Source organism: Acidovorax sp. FW305-C-20-28, assembly GCF_058783375.1.
The window spans coordinates 95,583-112,145 of record NZ_JBYSYM010000016.1 but is presented as its reverse complement, the minus strand read 5'-3'; the positions used below and the strand labels follow the sequence as shown (position 1 = coordinate 112,145).

Annotated in this window: 14 protein-coding genes; 6 read left to right on the top strand and 8 right to left on the bottom strand. The window is 68.3% G+C overall.

The annotated features are described in order from the left end of the window. The first annotated feature begins 44 nt into the window (after positions 1 to 44). From alr to AC3WOH_RS19010, 3 genes are all read left to right on the top strand, one after another. Positions 45 to 1,151 carry an alanine racemase gene (alr, locus tag AC3WOH_RS19020; RefSeq protein ID WP_492230874.1) on the top strand — a complete coding sequence of 369 codons (1,107 nt, stop codon included), beginning with the start codon at positions 45 to 47 and terminating at the stop codon, positions 1,149 to 1,151. A 101-nt stretch (positions 1,152 to 1,252) separates the two neighbouring features. After that, the gene (locus AC3WOH_RS19015) at positions 1,253 to 2,116 is read left to right on the top strand and encodes a hypothetical protein (RefSeq protein WP_492230873.1); all 864 of its coding nucleotides are present in this window, start codon (positions 1,253 to 1,255) and stop codon (positions 2,114 to 2,116) included. Between the two features lie 48 nt (positions 2,117 to 2,164). Continuing rightward, complete coding sequence (locus tag AC3WOH_RS19010; protein ID WP_492230872.1) at positions 2,165 to 3,694, top strand: FAD-dependent monooxygenase; 1,530 nt, start codon at positions 2,165 to 2,167, stop codon at positions 3,692 to 3,694. Between the two features lie 103 nt (positions 3,695 to 3,797). Here the strand turns inward: AC3WOH_RS19010 and AC3WOH_RS19005 are convergent, their stop codons facing one another. The 7 genes from AC3WOH_RS19005 to AC3WOH_RS18975 form a co-directional block, all read right to left on the bottom strand. Continuing rightward, positions 3,798 to 8,108 (bottom strand): beta strand repeat-containing protein, encoded by a 4,311-nt coding sequence (locus tag AC3WOH_RS19005; RefSeq protein ID WP_492230871.1) that lies wholly within the window; start codon positions 8,106 to 8,108, stop codon positions 3,798 to 3,800. Between the two features lie 68 nt (positions 8,109 to 8,176). Then, positions 8,177 to 8,692 (bottom strand): phage tail protein, encoded by a 516-nt coding sequence (locus AC3WOH_RS19000; RefSeq protein ID WP_492230870.1) that lies wholly within the window; start codon positions 8,690 to 8,692, stop codon positions 8,177 to 8,179. Positions 8,693 to 8,726: 34 nt separating this feature from the next. Further along, a complete protein-coding gene (locus tag AC3WOH_RS18995) occupies positions 8,727 to 9,248 on the bottom strand; it encodes a phage tail protein (RefSeq protein ID WP_492230869.1) in 522 nt (173 codons plus the stop codon). Positions 9,249 to 9,261: 13 nt separating this feature from the next. Continuing rightward, positions 9,262 to 9,780 (bottom strand): phage tail protein, encoded by a 519-nt coding sequence (locus tag AC3WOH_RS18990; RefSeq protein ID WP_492230868.1) that lies wholly within the window; start codon positions 9,778 to 9,780, stop codon positions 9,262 to 9,264. Positions 9,781 to 9,814: 34 nt separating this feature from the next. Next, complete coding sequence (locus AC3WOH_RS18985) at positions 9,815 to 11,098, bottom strand: ABC transporter substrate-binding protein (RefSeq protein WP_492230867.1); 1,284 nt, start codon at positions 11,096 to 11,098, stop codon at positions 9,815 to 9,817. 21 nt (positions 11,099 to 11,119) lie between these two features. Further along, positions 11,120 to 11,668, bottom strand: coding sequence for a GNAT family N-acetyltransferase (locus tag AC3WOH_RS18980; RefSeq protein WP_492230866.1), 549 nt, complete (start codon positions 11,666 to 11,668; stop codon positions 11,120 to 11,122). A gap of 214 nt (positions 11,669 to 11,882) precedes the next feature. Further along, on the bottom strand, positions 11,883 to 12,344 hold the full coding sequence (locus AC3WOH_RS18975; RefSeq protein WP_492230865.1) for a MarR family winged helix-turn-helix transcriptional regulator: 462 nt from the start codon (positions 12,342 to 12,344) through the stop codon (positions 11,883 to 11,885). Positions 12,345 to 12,419: 75 nt separating this feature from the next. On the opposite strand from AC3WOH_RS18975, the gene AC3WOH_RS18970 reads away from it, so the two are divergent. Continuing rightward, positions 12,420 to 13,223 carry a siderophore-interacting protein gene (locus AC3WOH_RS18970; protein WP_492230864.1) on the top strand — a complete coding sequence of 268 codons (804 nt, stop codon included), beginning with the start codon at positions 12,420 to 12,422 and terminating at the stop codon, positions 13,221 to 13,223. Between the two features lie 4 nt (positions 13,224 to 13,227). On the opposite strand, the gene AC3WOH_RS18965 is transcribed toward AC3WOH_RS18970, so the two are convergent. After that, the gene (locus AC3WOH_RS18965) at positions 13,228 to 14,136 is read right to left on the bottom strand and encodes a LysR family transcriptional regulator ArgP (RefSeq protein WP_492230863.1); all 909 of its coding nucleotides are present in this window, start codon (positions 14,134 to 14,136) and stop codon (positions 13,228 to 13,230) included. A gap of 70 nt (positions 14,137 to 14,206) precedes the next feature. Here AC3WOH_RS18965 and AC3WOH_RS18960 point away from each other — a divergent pair, with 70 nt between their 5' ends. Continuing rightward, complete coding sequence (locus AC3WOH_RS18960) at positions 14,207 to 14,821, top strand: LysE/ArgO family amino acid transporter (protein ID WP_492230862.1); 615 nt, start codon at positions 14,207 to 14,209, stop codon at positions 14,819 to 14,821. A 122-nt stretch (positions 14,822 to 14,943) separates the two neighbouring features. Then, positions 14,944 to 16,524 carry an ABC transporter substrate-binding protein gene (locus tag AC3WOH_RS18955; RefSeq protein WP_492230861.1) on the top strand — a complete coding sequence of 527 codons (1,581 nt, stop codon included), beginning with the start codon at positions 14,944 to 14,946 and terminating at the stop codon, positions 16,522 to 16,524. Positions 16,525 to 16,563: the final 39 nt, after the last annotated feature.

Below are 16,563 nucleotides of genomic sequence, written 5' to 3'. Positions count from 1 at the left end.
GGTCACGGTGCCAGAATCCAGGGCATCCCACCCGGTCAAACCCCATGCCACGCCCGATACACGCCACCATCCATACCGCCGCCCTGCACCACAACCTGGAGCGCGTGCGCAAGAGTGTGCCGGATGCCAAGGTCTGGGCCGTGGTCAAGGCCAATGCCTATGGCCACGGCATCGAGCGTGCCTACGAAGGCCTGCGCGGCGCCGATGGCTTTGCCATGATCGATCTGGCCGAGGCCGAACGCGTGCGCCAGCTGGGCTGGCGTGGTCCCATCCTGCTGCTCGAAGGCGTGTTCGAGGCGCGCGACCTGGAGCTGTGCTCGCGACTGGGTCTGTGGCATGCCGTGCACTGCGACGAGCAGATCGATATGCTGGCCGCGCACAAGACCCAGGTGCCGCACCGCGTGTTCCTCAAGATGAACTCGGGCATGAACCGCCTGGGCTTCACGCCCCAGCGCTACCGCGCGGCCTGGGCACGGCTCAATGCGCTGCCGCAGGTGGACGAGATCTCGTTCATGACCCACTTCAGCGATGCCGACGGCCCGCGCGGCATTGCCCACCAGATGGCAGCCTTCAACGAGGCCACGGCCGATCTGCCGGGTGAGCGCACACTCTCCAACAGCGCCGCCACCTTGCGCCACAGCAGCGATGCGGCCGTGCGCGGCGACTGGGTGCGCGCCGGTATCGTGCTCTACGGCAATGCCCCCGACCATCCGGAAAACACCGCCAGCCACTGGGAGCTGGCGCCCACCATGACCTTGGCGACCAGGCTGCTGGCCGTGCAGCAATTGCAGGCGGGCGACACGGTGGGCTACGGCTCGAATTTCGTCGCCGACGGGCCGCTCACCATCGGGGTGGCGGCCTGTGGCTATGGCGACGGCTACCCGCGACATTGTCCTACCGGCACGCCGGTGCTGGTCAACGGGGTGCGCACGCGCCTGGTGGGCCGGGTGAGCATGGACATGGTCACCGTCGACCTCACGCCGCTGCTGCAGGCCGGGATGGAGGTGGGCTTCGGCAGCGAGGTCACGCTCTGGGGCCGTGCCAGCAACGGGGCGGTGCTGACCATCGACGAGGTGGCCCAGCCGGCGGGCACCGTGTCCTGGGAACTCATGTGCGCTCTGGCGCAGCGCGTGCCTGTCACGGTGGAGTAATGGGGCATCTTGTCACGGTTCGCCCGACGGGCCTTGCCCTGAGCCGGGCCTGATCGGGTACGCTGCGCGCCTGACCATCCGTCCTGACAGGAGTGCAGCCCATGGCCGACAAGCGCAGCGCCCGCAAAAAGAACTCGAACTGGCGCTCCGTGCGCATGCAGCCCCGCCACCACCTGGCGGACAGCCTGCAGCAGCGCTACAGCCTGCGCCTGCACGGATTTCTGATTGGCGGCTTTGTGCTGATCCTGATGTGGTGCGCCTCCTATGTGCAGATGCGCATGGGCATGGAGACGCTGGCGTGGCGCTACCTGGTCACCCTGTCGGTCGGCTACGTCGGCTATCTGCTGGTGCTGCGCCTGTGGGCGGCCCGCCTGGTGCAGCGGGATGAGGACGATTCGGACAGCGGTGCGGGCGATGCGATCGAGGCAGCCGGGGACGTGGCAGACATCGCAATCGATGCGCTCTCGTGGCGCGGGGGCAGCGGGCCGAGCGTGCCCATGCCGCGCTCGGGCGGTACGGTCCACACCAGCGGCGGATCGGGCGATTTCGGCTCCGCCCTGTCGGACGCGGGCTCCGGGCTGGGTGACCTGGCCAGCGGAGCGGCCGACGCGGTGTCGGGCGCCGACGAGGGCGCCGTGGTGGTGATTCCCATCGTGGCCATCTTCCTCATCGGCTCGGCCATCGTTTTCGGAGCGGGCGCGCTGGCCATGCTGTTCTTCGGCTGGGACGTGCTGCTCACCGTGGCCGTGGAACTGGCCTTCTCGGTGGTGACGGCGCGCGCCGCCATGGGGGTGGAGCGCGAGGGCTGGCTCAGCGCCGCCGTGCGCCTGACCTGGAAGCCCATGCTGGGCGCCGTGGTGTGTGCCGTGGCCCTGGGCGCGGCCATCGACCACTTCCTGCCCCATGTGAATTCGCTGCCCGAGGCTGTGCGGGCGCTGCAATCGTCGGCATCGAAAGCGCGCTGAGCACACGGCGCGGCAAGGCCGCAACCCGCTGGAGAGGACAAGACCACCATGCCCCATGCACCCGTTCTCATCGTGGGCGCAGGCCCTACCGGCCTGGTGTTGGCCCTCTGGCTCACGCGCCAGGGCGTACCGGTGCGCATCATCGACAAGGCGCCCGGGCCCGGCACGGCATCGCGCGCCATGGCCGTGCAGGCGCGCACGCTGGAGCTGTACCGCCAGCTCGACCTGGCCGATGCCGTGGTGGCCAGCGGCCATACCATCCCGGCCATCAACCTCTGGACCACGGGCCAGCGGCGCGCCACGCTGTCCTTCGGCTCGGCGGGCCAGGACCTCACGCCCTATGCCTTCCTGCTGGTCTACCCGCAAGACCAGCACGAGCGGCTGCTGGTGGCGCGCCTGCAAGCCCTGGGGGTTGGGGTGGAATGGCGCACCGAATGCCTGGGATTCGAGGAGCGGGGCGAGGCCGTCATCGCGCGGCTGCGTTTGCCCGACGGCAGCGAGCAGCTTGGCGAGGCCGCCTACCTGGCCGGCTGTGACGGCGCCCGTTCGGTGGTGCGCCACCAGATCGGCGCGGGTTTCCCGGGCGGCACCTACGACAAGATCTTCTACGTGGCCGATGTCGATGCCAGTGGGTCGGCAGCGGCCAACGGGCAGGCGCACATTGCGCTGGACCATGCGGATTTCGCCGCCTGGCTGCCCTACGACGACCAGGGCCGCGGCCGGCTCATCGGCGTGGTGGGCGATGAACGAGCGCAGCGGGCCGAATCCCTGAGCTTCGACGATGTGGGCCACAGGGCCATCACCAGCGTGGGCCTGCAGGTGCGCGAGGTGCACTGGTTCTCGACCTACCGCGTGCACCACCGCGTCACGGACCACTACCGCCGGGGCCGCGCCTTCCTGGTGGGCGACGCCGCGCACGTGCACAGCCCGGCTGGCGGGCAGGGCATGAACACGGGCATTGGCGATGCCATCAACCTCGCGTGGAAGCTGGCTGCTGTGCTGCGGCAGGGCGCCCCCGATGCACTGCTGGACAGCTACGAGGCCGAGCGGCGCGCCTTTGCCCTGAAGCTGGTGGAAACCACCGACCGGATGTTCAGCTTCGTCACGGCCGAAGGCCGCTTTGCCGATTTCATGCGCACGCGCATTGCCCCGCTGCTGGTGCCGCTGGCGTCTGGCGCGGATGCCGTGCGCGAGTACGCCTTCCGCATGGTCTCGCAGACGATGATCAGCTACCACGGCGGCCCCCTGGCTGAAGGCCAGGCCGGCGCGGTGCGCGGCGGCGACCGCCTGCCCTGGGTGCGCACGGCCGACAACCACGGTCCCCTGGCCGATATCACCTGGCAGGTGCATGTCTATGGCGATGCCCCCGGCGAGCTCGCCGCGTGGTGCGCTTCGCAAGGCATCGCGCTGCACCAGTTCCCGTTTGGCCCGGCGCACGAGGCCGCAGGCCTGGCCCGTGGTGCCGCCTACCTGCTGCGGCCCGACAGCTATGTGGCCTGTGCCGACCCGCAGGCGCGCAGCGAGCTGCTGCAGGCGTACCTGGAGCGCCATCTGGCCGCAGGCACCCGCCCTGGTTGAGGGCCCTGGTGCCGGGTCTTTCGCGCCCCGTCGCCCATGAAAAAAGCGGGGTGCGCCAGTGGTTGGCGCACCCCGCTTTCTGCGGGTGGGTGGGCGTTGCCGCTCAGCGTGCGGTCACCGCAAAGCCCTGTACCAGGCCACCTGGGTAGCGCACGAAGAGCTTGCTGCCCTCGAACCACCAGCTGCTGCCCGCAGGTCCGCTGGTGGCGGGCAGCAGGGCCAGGTCGGCCACCAGCACAAAGCGCTGGTTGCCCACGGCCAGCTCGGTCTGCAGGTCCAGGCCGGTGCGCAAGGTGGTGGTGGGGCCCAGGAGCGACTGCAGCAGGCTGGTGAGGCCCTCGTAGTCGGCCACGTCGCCCTGCAGCGCCTGGCTCACGCCGTTCGCATCCGTGAAGACCAGGCCGGCCGAGTTGCTGAAGACAAAGCCCGGGGCATTGCCCGTGCGGCCCAGCGGCAGCCACTGCGGACGCAGGTGGAAGACCGTGGTGCCCAGGGAGACGCGCAGGGCGCCATTGGGCTGCAGCACCGTGGTGGCACCCAGGCCCGTGAGGGCCTGGCCCATGGCGGCCAGCGATTGCAGGGCCGGGCCGAAGCGGGTCACCAGGCCTGCCGTGGCCACCTCGATGCTGCCATCGTCTGCCACGCTCACGCCGTCGGCGCGGCCGGGCACCACGCGCACTTCCAGCGGCACCACGGGGAAGCTCGCGCCGCCCAGTGTCCAGGTCACGCTGCCGTTGGCGGACTGTGCGCTGCTGGTGATGCCGATGGTACGCAGGCCATTGTTGACCAGGGTCTCCAGCGGCGTGCTGCCACCGGTACGCGTCGGCACGCCGGCCAGGCGCACAAAACCCACGTTGGCATTGATGCCGGCGGGCAGGTCGCTGCGCTGCACGGGGTCGCCCAGGCCATTGCCGGCCACGGTGCCCAGACGCACGCTCTGCACCTTGCCCGAGCCATCGAGGCGTGCCACTTCGCCGCTGAGCACCGTCACATTGGCGGCGCCATTGGCGGATGGGGGCAGCGCCACGCGGCCGGTACCCACGAACACGCTCCACGATTGCGGCGTGCCTGCGGCAGCGCGCGGCGTGGTGACCAGCGTGACCGAGACCACGCCGTCGCCCTGGGCCGTCAGCGGCAGGTTGCCTGTGGTGGTGGACAGCAGGGCCACCACCGTGCCCTGGCTCACCGTGCCGCTGAGCGTCACCTGCGAGTCGCCCGAGGTCGATGGGTTGAGCACCAGGGCCACCTGGGGCTGGCCATTGGCGCCCGTCAGCGTCACCACGCTCAGCACCGTGGCGGTATTGGGCTGGGGCTGGATGCTGAAGGTCTGGCCGCCGATCACCAGGGTCACGGGGGCTGGTGTACCTCCACCGCCCGTGGGGGGCAGGGTGATGGTGGAGCCGCCCGATTGCGGGTTCAGTGTGATCGTGCTGCCCGGTGGCGCTGTCACCTGGACGCTGCCGCCCACAATGACCGGTGCGCCTGGCGTCACCGTCACGTTGCCTTCCGTCACCACATTGGGCGGTGTCGAGCCGCCGCCGCTGGGCACCTGGGCCGTGTAGGCCAGGGCCGTGGTGCCACTCTCGTTGCCTGCGGCGTCGATGGCCTTGAGCGTGAAGTTGTGCAGCGCGTAGCTCAGGCCCCCCACGGTGATCGAGAAGTTGCCGCCCGTGGCCGTGGCACTGCCCCGCAGCGTGGCGGCTTCGTAGACCTCCACGCGGCTGCCGGCCTCTGCCGTGCCGCTGATCGCCACCGAGCTGCCTTCGGCCGCAGCGTTGTTGGCCGGGCTGTTCACCACCGGGGCCGATGGCGCGCTGGTGTCGTAGGTCACGCCGGTGATGGAAACCGGCGCGGCGGCATTGGTAGCCGCATCGGTCGCGTTGAACTCGAAGGTGTAGATCGCACCGTCGACCAGGCCCAGCGGGGCCGTGCAGCCATTGGCGTCCGCGGTCAGCGCCACCCCATGGGCACCGGCATTGAGGGCGGTGCCTTGGAGGGTACAGGTATGGGGCGAGGCGCCATCGGCCGTGCCGCCTGTGCGGGTGGCGGTGATGCGCGCACTGGCCACGGCCTTGCTGAGTGTGAAGCCCAGCGTGGCATTGGCCTTGATGGCGGCGTTGTTGGCCGGGGTCGTCGCGCTGAACACGGGCGCCGTTTCGTCGCGCGTCAGGGGCAGAACCAGCTCTGCGCTCACATTGCCCGCCGCATCGCGCAGGGTGATCCGGAAGGTGGCCTGCTGGCCATTGGCGATGCCGCTGGTGTCGATCGTGATGCTGGCCGTGCCGCCCGCGATGACCTGGTTCGTGTTGGTGTTGCCAACCCAGACCTGGAGCCCGTTCTCGGCGCTCTGGACGGTCAGAGTCGTGGAGCTGCCGATGGCATAGGTGGGCGTCGTGTTCAGGGTCGGGGCCGCTGGCACACTGGAGTCCACCAGCACGTTGGCCGTGGCGGCCGCAGAGACGTTGCCCGCGTTGTCCTTGACGAAGCCGTACAGCGTCTTGCTGCCATCCGAGGCGAACTGGTAGCTCGTCGGTACCGCACCCCAGACGCAGTTGGCCGACACGTTGGTTTCCTGCAGGCAGTAGCCTGCCGCGGCGATGCCCGATCCGGCATCACTGCCGGTGAAGGCACCGGCTGCCACGGTGATCGTGCGGTTGGTGGAGGTGGCGGCCAGGGTCAGGCTGGCCGTGGGGGCTGTGGTGTCATAGGTGACCCCAGTGACCTGGGTGGCCGCCGATGCGTTGCCCGCCTTGTCCGTGCCACTGAAAGCAATCGTGTAGATGGCGTTGCTGACCAGGTTCAGTGCCGTGGTGCAGCCATTGGCATTGGCGCCATAGGCGATCTGGTGCGTACCCGCATTCAGGGCCGTGCCCTGCAGCGTGCAAGTGTGCGGCGTCGGGTCGGCGGCGCCGCCGGTGCGCGTGAGCACGATGGTGGCGCCGGCCACCACGTCTTCGTTCAGCGCGTAGTCGATGGTGCTGGTGCTGCCCAGGAAGCCATTGTCGGCTGGCACGAAGCCGGAGAACACCGGTGGCGTCCCGTCGCGCGTGATCGTGAGTGTGCCGGTGACCAGCGTGCTGCCCCCGCCTGCGGTCTTGGTCTCGACCAGGAACGGCTTGGCGCCATCCGGCGCGGGCGTGTCCAGCACAACGGTCAGCTTGCCGCTGGCCGTGATGCTGCCCTTGTTGGCGCTGTCCACCCAGACCTCGGCATTCTGCGGGCCGCTCACCGTGACCTGCGTGGTGTCGGCATTCGTGGAACCGTTGATCACTTGGGCCACGCCTGCAGAGGTGCCTTGCTGGTAGGTGCTGTCGCCTGGATACTCGGCCGTGATGGTGTGCACACCCACGACCAGGCTGGTCGGGCTGCAGCTCGCAGTGCCATTGGTCAGGGCCAGGTTGGCGCAAGCGGCAATGGCATCCACGCCGGACCGCAGGCTCACCGTGCCCGTGGGCGTGCCGCTGCCGCCGGACAGCGTGACGGACAGCGTGGCGGCATTGCCCACGGTGACGGGGGTGGTGGGCTGCACCGTGATGGTCGGCGGGCCCTCGGGATAGGCCGACGCATTGAAAACGCTGCCCGTGGTGGTCAAGGTGGCGCTGCTGCCCGTGGCGTTCATCACGGCCACACCCAGAGGGGCGGTCGAGCCCCCTGTGCTGCCGCCGGTGTTGGCACCGAACTTGGAGTTGAGCAGGTCGATATTGGTTACCGCCGTGCGGTTCACCCACACGGCGCCGCCGCGGTCGGCCGTGTTGCTGTTGAAGATGGAGCCGCCCACCGTCATCGTGCCGATGTTGCGGATGGCGCCGCCTTCACCGGCGGCCGTGTTGCCGGTGAAGATGCAGGCGTTGATGCTCAGCGCACCGCGGTTCTCGATGGCGCCCCCGCTGGACTGCGCGTCGTTGTTGCGGAAAGCGCAGTTGCTCAGGTTGGCGGTGGAGCCTGTGGGGATGAACAGCCCGCCCGCATTGCTCATGGCGCTGCTGGCCAGCGCCTTGCCGTTTTGCACGGTGAGCCCGTTCAGGGCGAGGGTGATGCTGGTACCCACCGGAATGTCGAACACGCGCGTGGCACCGCCGCCGGAAATGCTGGTCATTGCGGCGCCGTTGCCGGTCAGTGTGACGGAGCGCTGGATGACCAGTGGTCCGTTGCCCGCGGTCAGCACAATCGCTTGGGTTCCCTGGAACCGGATTTCGTTGGGCCCGGCGTCGGCCGCGGTACAGCCTGCCGATACACCACTGCCTGCATTGGTGTTGGCAATGGCCCTGCGCAGGGTGCATCCCGTGTTGCCATCCCCCAGCGTATCTACCGTGATGGTGGCAGCCATGGCATGGCCACTGGCCCCCAGGGCCAGAACCAGCATGCCCAGGCCGGACCACCAGGTCGGCTTCAGGGTTTGGATCCATCGTTGCATGAAATCAGCTCCTTGGTCGGCCCGAAGGCCCTGCGGCGCCCCTGGCGCCTGATGGGTTCTTGTGCAGATCAGTTGCGAGAGGGGAAGACGCCTTCCACCGCGATCACGAAGTTCACGACCAGGTACGGTGGGAGGTTGTCATGGGGCAAAGAGCCTCCGCCGTTGGAGACCGGGGTGGTCTGGGTTCCACCGCTGCTGGTGGAATATGGTGAATCCACTGCCGAGGCGGCGAGTGCATTGCCGTTTGGCGAGGCCTGATCGCCTGGAGCGCTGGATGCCATGAGGGTATGGCTATGGGGTGCCAACTCCGACAGGATCAGCGTGTGGGTTTCGGCGCCACCGACCTGCCCATGCACATAGTTATAGTTGCTGCCCTGTCCCGTGCCCGTCCCAAGGGCGCGCCGCCCGCGCAGGTCGGGCAGGGCAAATGTGGTCTGCCCATTGCCGCCATAGGTGGTACCGATCAAGGAGAACAAAGCCGTGTTTTGCGCAATGGACAGGATTTGCCCATTGCACAGTGCCCAGCCGCGTGGCGCAAAGCTGAAGCCGCACATGCGGATTTCGCCGATATAGGGTTCTGACATGGAGATTTTCCAACGGTGTTGCCGGACGGCGGGTTCAGTTGCGGGACGGGAAAATGCCTTGCGTCGCAATGCAGAAACCCACTGCCAGGAAGGGGGGCATGTTGTTGTGTGGCAGGCCGCCGCCGGCAAGATTCACTGCAAGAGAAGACATCGCCGTATTCGGTGTGGCGGCGGCGTACAGATCGCTGCGGATGCTCGATTGCGCCAGGGCGTTCCCTGCAGGTGCATCGCTGGTGCCGACAGCAGCCACGGCAGAGACAAGGTGGGTGTGTGGCGGTACCTGTGCAGCCGTCAGGGTGACGGTTTCCGCACCCAGTTGCTCGCCCAGGACGTACGGGCTCAAGCCTGGCCCCCAGCCTTGCTGGATCGGCGTACGCCCCGCGAGATTGGGCACGGCGAACGTGGTCTGTCCGTTCCCCCCATAGGTGGTGCCCAGTATGGAAAACAGGGCCGTGTTCTGCGCAATGCTCAACATCTGGCCCTGGCAGGCTATCCAGCCCCGTGGCGCAAAATTGAAGGCGAAGTGGCGGATTTCTCCGAGAAATGGTTCGGACATGGATACCCCAAGCTCAATTGCGCGACGGGAAGATGCCTTCCAGCGCGATGATGAAGTTCAGTGCCAACACGGGCGAGCGGTTCTCATGCGGCTGCGCTCCGGCACCGGATGAGACGGTACCGGCATGCAGAGTGGCGTTTGCTGCTGCGTTGGAGTAACGGAAATCGCGAGCCGAAGTGGTTGCGGGCAAGCCTCCGGATGGGGAGGCCTGGGTTCCCGTGGACCCTGCGGCCAAGCTGTGGCTGTGGGCCGGGATCTGGTTGGCGAGCAAGGTCACGCTTTCCGTGCCTGCGACCTGCCCCTGGACATAGTTGTCCCCTCCAGGAAGCTGACCATAGTGCACGGGCGCACGGCCTCGCAGGTCGGGCAGGCCGAAGGTTGCTTGTCCGTTGCCTCCGTAAGTGGTGCCCAGCAGGGAGAACAGGGCGGTGTTTTGTGAAATGGCCATGATTTGGCCTTGGCAAAATGCCCAGCCCCGGGGGGGGAAGTTACCGGCAAATATTCTGATTTCGCCGAGGAATGGTTCGGACATCGTCAGTCGCTTTCTAGGAAATTCTGGAAGCTGCTCACGCAGCCAGATAAGTGCCTGTGACCCGGCTGGACAGCACGTCACACAGTCCTTGGCAGGATGCGGCCGCCACGGAGGGCAGCGTGACCCCAGCGCGGGCCTGTGGCAGGTGCAGGGCGTGCAGGTAGGCTGCAGCCACCGTTTCTCCGGAGATGGCATCCAGGCGCACTTCTCCGCGCGGTGTCTGCAGTACGGCCGCGGCCATGGCCTGGGCCAACGGCAGTCCGAGGGGGGCCTTCGGGGCGGCAGCGTGCAGGCGCTGGGCCAGTTCGTACCCCAGCAGATGGAATGGCGTGGGCTGGTGCATGCCCTGCAAGGCCGCCATACCGCCGCTGCCCCCGGCCTGAGGTTGCCAGGAACGCGCTGCCCAGATCGGCAATCCCGACGCCGCTCGCTGGGCAGCCGCCATGGTTTCCGCGAGCATGCCGCCGGCCACCAGGGGGACTTGGCTCGCGATGCCCGACTGTGTCCAGAATTGCTGGAACGCGTCGGCCCGGTGGCCGGAGTCCAGCGCAAACACGAAATCGGGCCGTGTCTGGCGCACCAGCAGCGCCAGTTCTTCCAATTGGCTGGTCCCATCGGCTGCGCGGGTGAACACCGTGTTCTGCACCCGCCCACCGGCAGAAGCAAAGCCGCGCTCGAAGGCGGGCAGGTGGTCAAAACCACTGTCTGCCGGACCTGCGGCCACGATGGCGCGCGGGCCAAGCGCTTTGGCGGCCCAGCGGCCCGCCGCCCAGGCGGCTTGCCAGTAGCCCAGGCTGTTGTGCACCACCCAGGGCGAGCGTGCCTGGGGATTGAGCGCATTGGCCCCGGTGTCACCCACGAGCAGGGGCACCTGGTAGCGTTCCAGCAGGGGCTCCCAGGGGGCGGCCCGCGTGCCCGTGTCGACAAAGCCGGCCAGCACGTCCACCTGCCCGGTCGCCAGCAGTTCCTCCGCGGCATGTTGCGCCTGGCTCGAGCGGTTTCCGTAGGTGACCGGGGTGACGTGCAACTGCGGGCCACCGGTCTGCTGCTGTGCAAAAGCCTGTGCGCCGGCCATCAGCTGTGCGCCCAGCAGGGGGTAGGCGCGCCCTTCGGGCAGCAGCATGCCGACCCGCAGCGCGCCGCGGCCTGTGCCCTTGGTGGTGTTGGTAGCCAGGGGCAAAGAAGGGGTGGCACCGACAAGGCCTGGGGCGCCCAGGGCGGCGGCGACCGCCATCGCTCCGGCGCCGGCCACAAACCGGCGGCGGCTTTCGGATTCCGGGGCCTCTGGGGCCAAGGGCGCGGTGTCTTCGAATTCCATGGGTCGTTGTTCCTGGTTCAATCAGTCCACTGTCTGTTGTTCATTCGTGCCACGGTTGCCCGACTTCCTTGCAGAAGCCCGCCGTGGCTTGCCATGCGGCCATTCCATCTGCCGCACCATGCCGTCGTCGGCCACACTCGCAAAGCCGCAGCGCTCGTACAGGTGCACCACGGGGCTGGCGCTGGCAGCCTGCAGCCGCAGGCCCACGCCAGCCGCCTGGGCCTCCTGCTGGAGCCGGGTGATCAGTTCGGCCCCAATGCCCTGGCCGCGGGCAGCAGGCAGGAGCTCGATGTTGACCAGCACCCAGCGTTCCGCATTGCGGCAAACGGCCAGCATGCCGACGGGTTGGTCGTCGCACAGCACCAAGCGGGTTTCCACAGGGGGCAGGTACTGGCCATAACCGGCCGTGCGAAAGCGGTGCTGCATGGCGCAGAAGGCGTCGATCTGGGCGTCCGGCCAGCCGATGGCCTGGAGCTCGGGCTCGCGCACCGAGCGGTACACGGCGTTCAGGAACGCTGCGTCTTGCTCGGTTGCAGGACGCAACGCGAGGGCTGGCTGCTGCTTCGCCATGGACGCTCCCACTTGCCACACCTTTCTTGCCGCCCAACCAGGCAGGCTCTGCCAGCGGCGCCGTGCCGCAAAAACCCGAAGTTACACGCAAATTTTAACGACTGCACGTAAAGTTTTACCGCTTGGCGCGATTGTGGCGCTGAAGCCGCGGCCGCCATGGGTGCTCCGGCGGGGCGCGCAGGACCCAGGTGGGCCGGGGACGCCGGTGCCATGGTCAGCTGTGCCGGTCGCACGCCGGCAGGGCATCCAGCTCCCCGCGCAGTTGCTCCAGCAGCGCCAGCAGTTGCGCCTGGGTGCCCGCATCGCAGCCGGCCAGCAGCCGGGCCGACAGCGTCTGGCGCAGGCCGCGCACCGTCTCTTGCAGGGCCTGGCCTTCGGGGCTCAGCGCCAGGATGCGGCTGCGGCCATCCTCGGGGTTCGGGGCGCTGGTGATCCAGCCGCGCTCGGCCAGCAGCGCCACCATGCGCGCCACCTGGGCCTTGTCGGCGCCGCTGTGGCGCACCAGGTCTTTCTGCGTGGCCCCCGGGTGGCGGCCGATGAAACCCAATGCTCGCACCTCGTTCATGGTCAGGTCGGGGTGGATGGCGGCCATGGCCCGCACCATATGCGCGCGGTACACGTGCATCAGGTCGTGCATCGCTTCAAAGACATCGGCGGGGGGGCGGTTGCGGTGCATGGCAGAGCCAACCGGTTGACAAAGTCAACTTGTTGGCGGATGATTTGGTTGATTGAATCAACAACATTTTAAATCATGCGCACTGAAACTTTCTCCACGGCGCCTGCCGACGCCCTCGCCATCACCCGTGTCCGCCACACCTTGAAGGCGCGCCATGCGCAGGTGCTGCGCCGCACTGAAGTCAGCCCCGGCTTTGTACGCCTGACGCTCGGTGGGCCGGACATGGCGGATTTCGTGAGCGCGGGCTTCGACGACCACTTCAAGCTCATCCTGCCGCACCCGGGCCAGGAGCGCGCCAGCCTGCCCTCGATGCAGGACGGCCGCCCGGTGATGCCCGAGCCCCGCCCCGTGCTGCGCGACTACACGCCCGCGCACTACGACGCGGCCAAGGGCGAGCTGGACGTCGAAGTGGCCTTGCACGATGCCGGCCCGGCCTCCGACTGGGCCGCCGCCGCCCAGGTAGGCCATTGGGTGGGCGTGGCCGGCCCGCGCGGCAGCATGGTGGTGCCCACGGCGTTTGCGTGGCACTGGCTGCTGGGCGACGAGACGGCGGTACCCGCCATCGCGCGGCGCCTGGCCGAGCTGCCGGCCGAGGCCAGCGTGACGGTGCGCATCCAGGTGCGCAACCCGGCCGACCAGCGGCCGCTGGTCAGCGCCGCGAAACTCGACCTGCAATGGGTGGACTCACTGCCCGAGGCTGCGGCGTCGCTGGCGATCCCCGAGGGCGATGGCTATATCTGGGCCGCAGGCGAGCATGCCGACATGGCGGCCCTGCGCAAGGTCGTGCTGGCCAAGCCGGGCGTGAACCCCAAGCGCATGCGCATCGCGGCCTACTGGAAAAAAGGCGTGGCCGACCACCACGAAGACTTGCCGGCCTGACCCCCTACGGCAGCAAGGCCGACGCCGCCGCCTGTTGCACCGCCTGCGTCATGCGCTGCAGTGCCTGCACATTCAGGCGCCAGAACTGCCAGTACAGCGCCACGTCCACCGGCTTGCCGGGTACCAGTTCCACCAGGTGGCCGGCATCGATGGCCTCGCGCGCCAACTGGTCGGGGCTCATGCCCCAACCCAGCCCGGCCAGCGATGCGGCGACAAAGCCCTGCGACGAGGGCAGCCAGTGCACGGGCGGCGCCAGGTCGCGCCGCGCGATGCGGCGCAGGAAGCGCTCCTGCAGCGCATCCTTGCGGTTGAAGACGAGCACCGGGGACTGGGCCAGCGCGGCGGCCGTTACCCCTTGGGCGAAATGGCGTCGCATGAAAGCGGGGCTGGCCAGCGCGCGGTAGCGCATGGTGCCCAGGCGCACCACCTGGCAGCCCTGCACGGGCTGCGGATCGGCCGTGACGGCCGCCATCACGCGGCCCTGGCGCAGCAGCTCGGACGAGTGGTCCTGGTCCTCGACATGGATGTCGAAGGTGATGGGTGGGGCCGCGCCCGGGTCTGGTTCCGCAGCCTGGGCCATGGCCTCAATGAACCAGCTGGCCAGCGAATCGGCATTCACGCCCAGCGCCAGCCGCACGGGCGCCAGACTTGCGCTGCTGCCGGCAATGCTGCGCAGGGCATCGGCCTCGCTCAGCGCCATCTGCTGCGCATGGCGCAACAGGGCCTGGCCCGCCTCGGTCGGCGTGCAGGGCGCGGCGCGGCGCACCAGCACCTGGCCCACGCGCTCCTCGAGCAGCTTCACGCGCTGGGACACGGCCGAGCGCGTCACGTGCAGCGCCACAGCGGCACGCTCGAAGCTGCCGGTTTCCAGCACGGCGGCCAGCGCCGCCAGTTGCGCGGTGTCGAGGTGCATTCAGTTTTGCTTACGGGTCGCAAAAAAGTATAGCTTTTCTTTCCTTGTGCGGCCCGGCACCATCGCGGCCATGAATCTCTCATCGGCTTTTGCCAACGGCTTTTCCTCGACCGCCATCCTCATCATCGCCATCGGTGCGCAGAATGCCTTCGTGCTGCGCCAGGGCCTCCGACGCGAGCATGTGCTGCCCGTGGTGGTGGTGTGTGCGCTGTCCGATGCCATCCTGGTGCAGGCGGGCGTCTGGGGCCTGGGCTCGGCCGTGCAGGCCCACCCGGCATTGCTGGTGGCTGCACGCTGGCTGGGCGCGGCCTTTTTGCTGGCCTATGCGGCGCGCGCGCTGGTGCGCGCCTACCGGCCTGCCGCGATGCAGGTCGGGTCCGAAGGCGCGGCATCGGCCGGCTGGCAACCCGTGGTGCTCACCGCCATGGCCTTCACCTGGCTCAACCCCCATGTGTACCTGGACACCGTGCTGCTGCTCGGCGCCATCGCCAGCCCCTACCCACCCTCGCTGCGCATGGGCTTCGCGGTGGGGGCCAGCCTGGCCAGCCTGCTGTGGTTCTCCGCACTGGGCTGGGGCGCGCGCTGGCTGGCGCCGCTGTTTGCATCGCCCCATGCCTGGCGGGTGCTCGATGCCGTGGTGGCGGCCATGATGGTCGCACTGGCCGTGGGGTTGCTGCTGCATTGAGGGGCCGCAGACGCCCAGGGGGCGCGGCGCATAAGGTTACAACGAGAAATTCGTTCGCCCCGCAGGCCGAGCGGTCCATAGTGCAGTGCACAACGACTTTTTGCACAAGCACTGTTTTTTCCATGCGATTCCAATCCCTGCTGCTGGCGGCCGCGCTGGCCGGCGCGCTGCCCCTGGCGAGCCAAGCCAATACCTTCCGCTGGTCGCGCTCCACCGACCTGTCCTCCTGGGACATCCACGCCCAGAACGTGGGCGTGAACAACACCCTGCATGCGGCCGTGTACGACACCCTGGTCGAGTACAACAGCAAGACCTTCAAGCCCGAGCCCTCGCTGGCCACCGAGTGGAAGCGCGTGAGCCCCACGCAGCTGCGCCTGAGCCTGCGCAAGGGCGTGAAGTTCAGCGACGGCAGCGATTTCACGGCCGACGACGCCAAGTTCTCGCTGGAGCGCGCCAAGGCCAAGACCTCCAACTTCGCGGTCTACACCCAGGGCATCGACCGCGTGGAAAAGGTCGATGCGTACACCATCGATATCTTCTCCGAGGTGCCCAACCCCGTGCTCGTGAACCAGCTCACCGAGCTGCGCATCCTGAGCAAGGCCTGGGCCGAGAAGAACAATGCCGTCACGCCCAAGGACATCAAGACCAAGGACGAGCCTTTCTCGCACCGCAATGCACTGGGCACCGGCCCCTTCGTGCTCGAGTCGTGGACACCCGACCAGCGCCTGGTGCTCAAGGCCAACCCCACCTGGTGGGGCAAGGGCAAGTACGGCGGCAACGTGACGCAGATCGTCTATACGCCCATCAAGTCCGATGCCACGCGCACGGCTGCGCTGCTCTCGGGCGAGCTCGACTTCGTGCTCGACCCCGGCCTGCAGGACCTGCCGCGCGTGCGCCAGACGCCCAACCTCAAGGTGCTCGACGGGGCCGAGAACCGCTCCATCTTCCTGGGCCTGGACCAGTTTCGCGAGGAGCTGCCGGGCTCGGACGTGAAGGGCAAGAACCCGCTCAAGGACGTGCGCGTGCGCAAGGCGCTCTACCAGGCCATCGACATCAGCGCCATCCAGCGCGTGGTGCTGCGCGGCCTGGCCCAGCCCTCGGGCACCATCATCGCGCGCCAGATCAACGGCTGGACGCCCAAGGCCGACGTGCGCTACCCCTACGACCCCGCCGCCGCGCAGAAGCTGCTGGCCGAGGCCGGCTACCCGCAGGGCTTCGAGGTGGACTTCGCCTGCAGCGCCGGCCGCTACATCAACGATGAGCAACTGTGCCAGGCCATCACCGCCCAGTGGGCCAAGATCGGCATCAAGGCCAAGCTGCGCTCGCTGCCCTTTGCCACCTACTTCCCGATGATCCAGCGCAACGAGGCCAGCATCTACCTGCTGGGCTGGGGCGTGCCGACCTTCGACGCCTACTACTCGCTGCAGTCGCTGGTCCGTTCCAGCGGCGCGGGCGGCGACGGCAACTTCAACCTGGGCCGCTTCTCCAACCCGCAGCAGGATGCACTGATCGAGCGCATCAAGAAAGAGACCGACACCGCCACGCGCAACGGCCTGATCGAGAAGGCCCTGATCGCCGACCACGAGCTGATCTCGCACATCCCGCTGTACAACCAGATCATCCCCTGGGCCGCTACGCAGAAGGTGGACATCGTGCACCGCGCCGACAACCGTGTCGACTGGCGCATCCTGAAGGTGAACTGAACCCCGGCTCCCCCCCGCAAAAAAGCCCCCGCAGCCGGT

Coding starts and splice junctions, on each gene's coding strand:
- AC3WOH_RS18955 (WP_492230861.1), top strand. CDS start 14,944: ATGCGATTCCAATCCCTGCTGCTGGCGGCCGCGCTGGCCGGCGCGCTG.
- AC3WOH_RS18980 (WP_492230866.1), bottom strand. CDS start 11,668: ATGGCGAAGCAGCAGCCAGCCCTCGCGTTGCGTCCTGCAACCGAGCAA.
- AC3WOH_RS19010 (WP_492230872.1), top strand. CDS start 2,165: ATGCCCCATGCACCCGTTCTCATCGTGGGCGCAGGCCCTACCGGCCTG.
- AC3WOH_RS19005 (WP_492230871.1), bottom strand. CDS start 8,108: ATGCAACGATGGATCCAAACCCTGAAGCCGACCTGGTGGTCCGGCCTG.
- AC3WOH_RS18970 (WP_492230864.1), top strand. CDS start 12,420: ATGCGCACTGAAACTTTCTCCACGGCGCCTGCCGACGCCCTCGCCATC.
- AC3WOH_RS18960 (WP_492230862.1), top strand. CDS start 14,207: ATGAATCTCTCATCGGCTTTTGCCAACGGCTTTTCCTCGACCGCCATC.
- AC3WOH_RS18985 (WP_492230867.1), bottom strand. CDS start 11,098: ATGGAATTCGAAGACACCGCGCCCTTGGCCCCAGAGGCCCCGGAATCC.
- AC3WOH_RS19000 (WP_492230870.1), bottom strand. CDS start 8,692: ATGTCAGAACCCTATATCGGCGAAATCCGCATGTGCGGCTTCAGCTTT.
- AC3WOH_RS19015 (WP_492230873.1), top strand. CDS start 1,253: ATGGCCGACAAGCGCAGCGCCCGCAAAAAGAACTCGAACTGGCGCTCC.
- AC3WOH_RS18990 (WP_492230868.1), bottom strand. CDS start 9,780: ATGTCCGAACCATTCCTCGGCGAAATCAGAATATTTGCCGGTAACTTC.
- AC3WOH_RS18965 (WP_492230863.1), bottom strand. CDS start 14,136: ATGCACCTCGACACCGCGCAACTGGCGGCGCTGGCCGCCGTGCTGGAA.
- alr (WP_492230874.1), top strand. CDS start 45: ATGCCACGCCCGATACACGCCACCATCCATACCGCCGCCCTGCACCAC.
- AC3WOH_RS18975 (WP_492230865.1), bottom strand. CDS start 12,344: ATGCACCGCAACCGCCCCCCCGCCGATGTCTTTGAAGCGATGCACGAC.
- AC3WOH_RS18995 (WP_492230869.1), bottom strand. CDS start 9,248: ATGTCCGAACCATTTCTCGGAGAAATCCGCCACTTCGCCTTCAATTTT.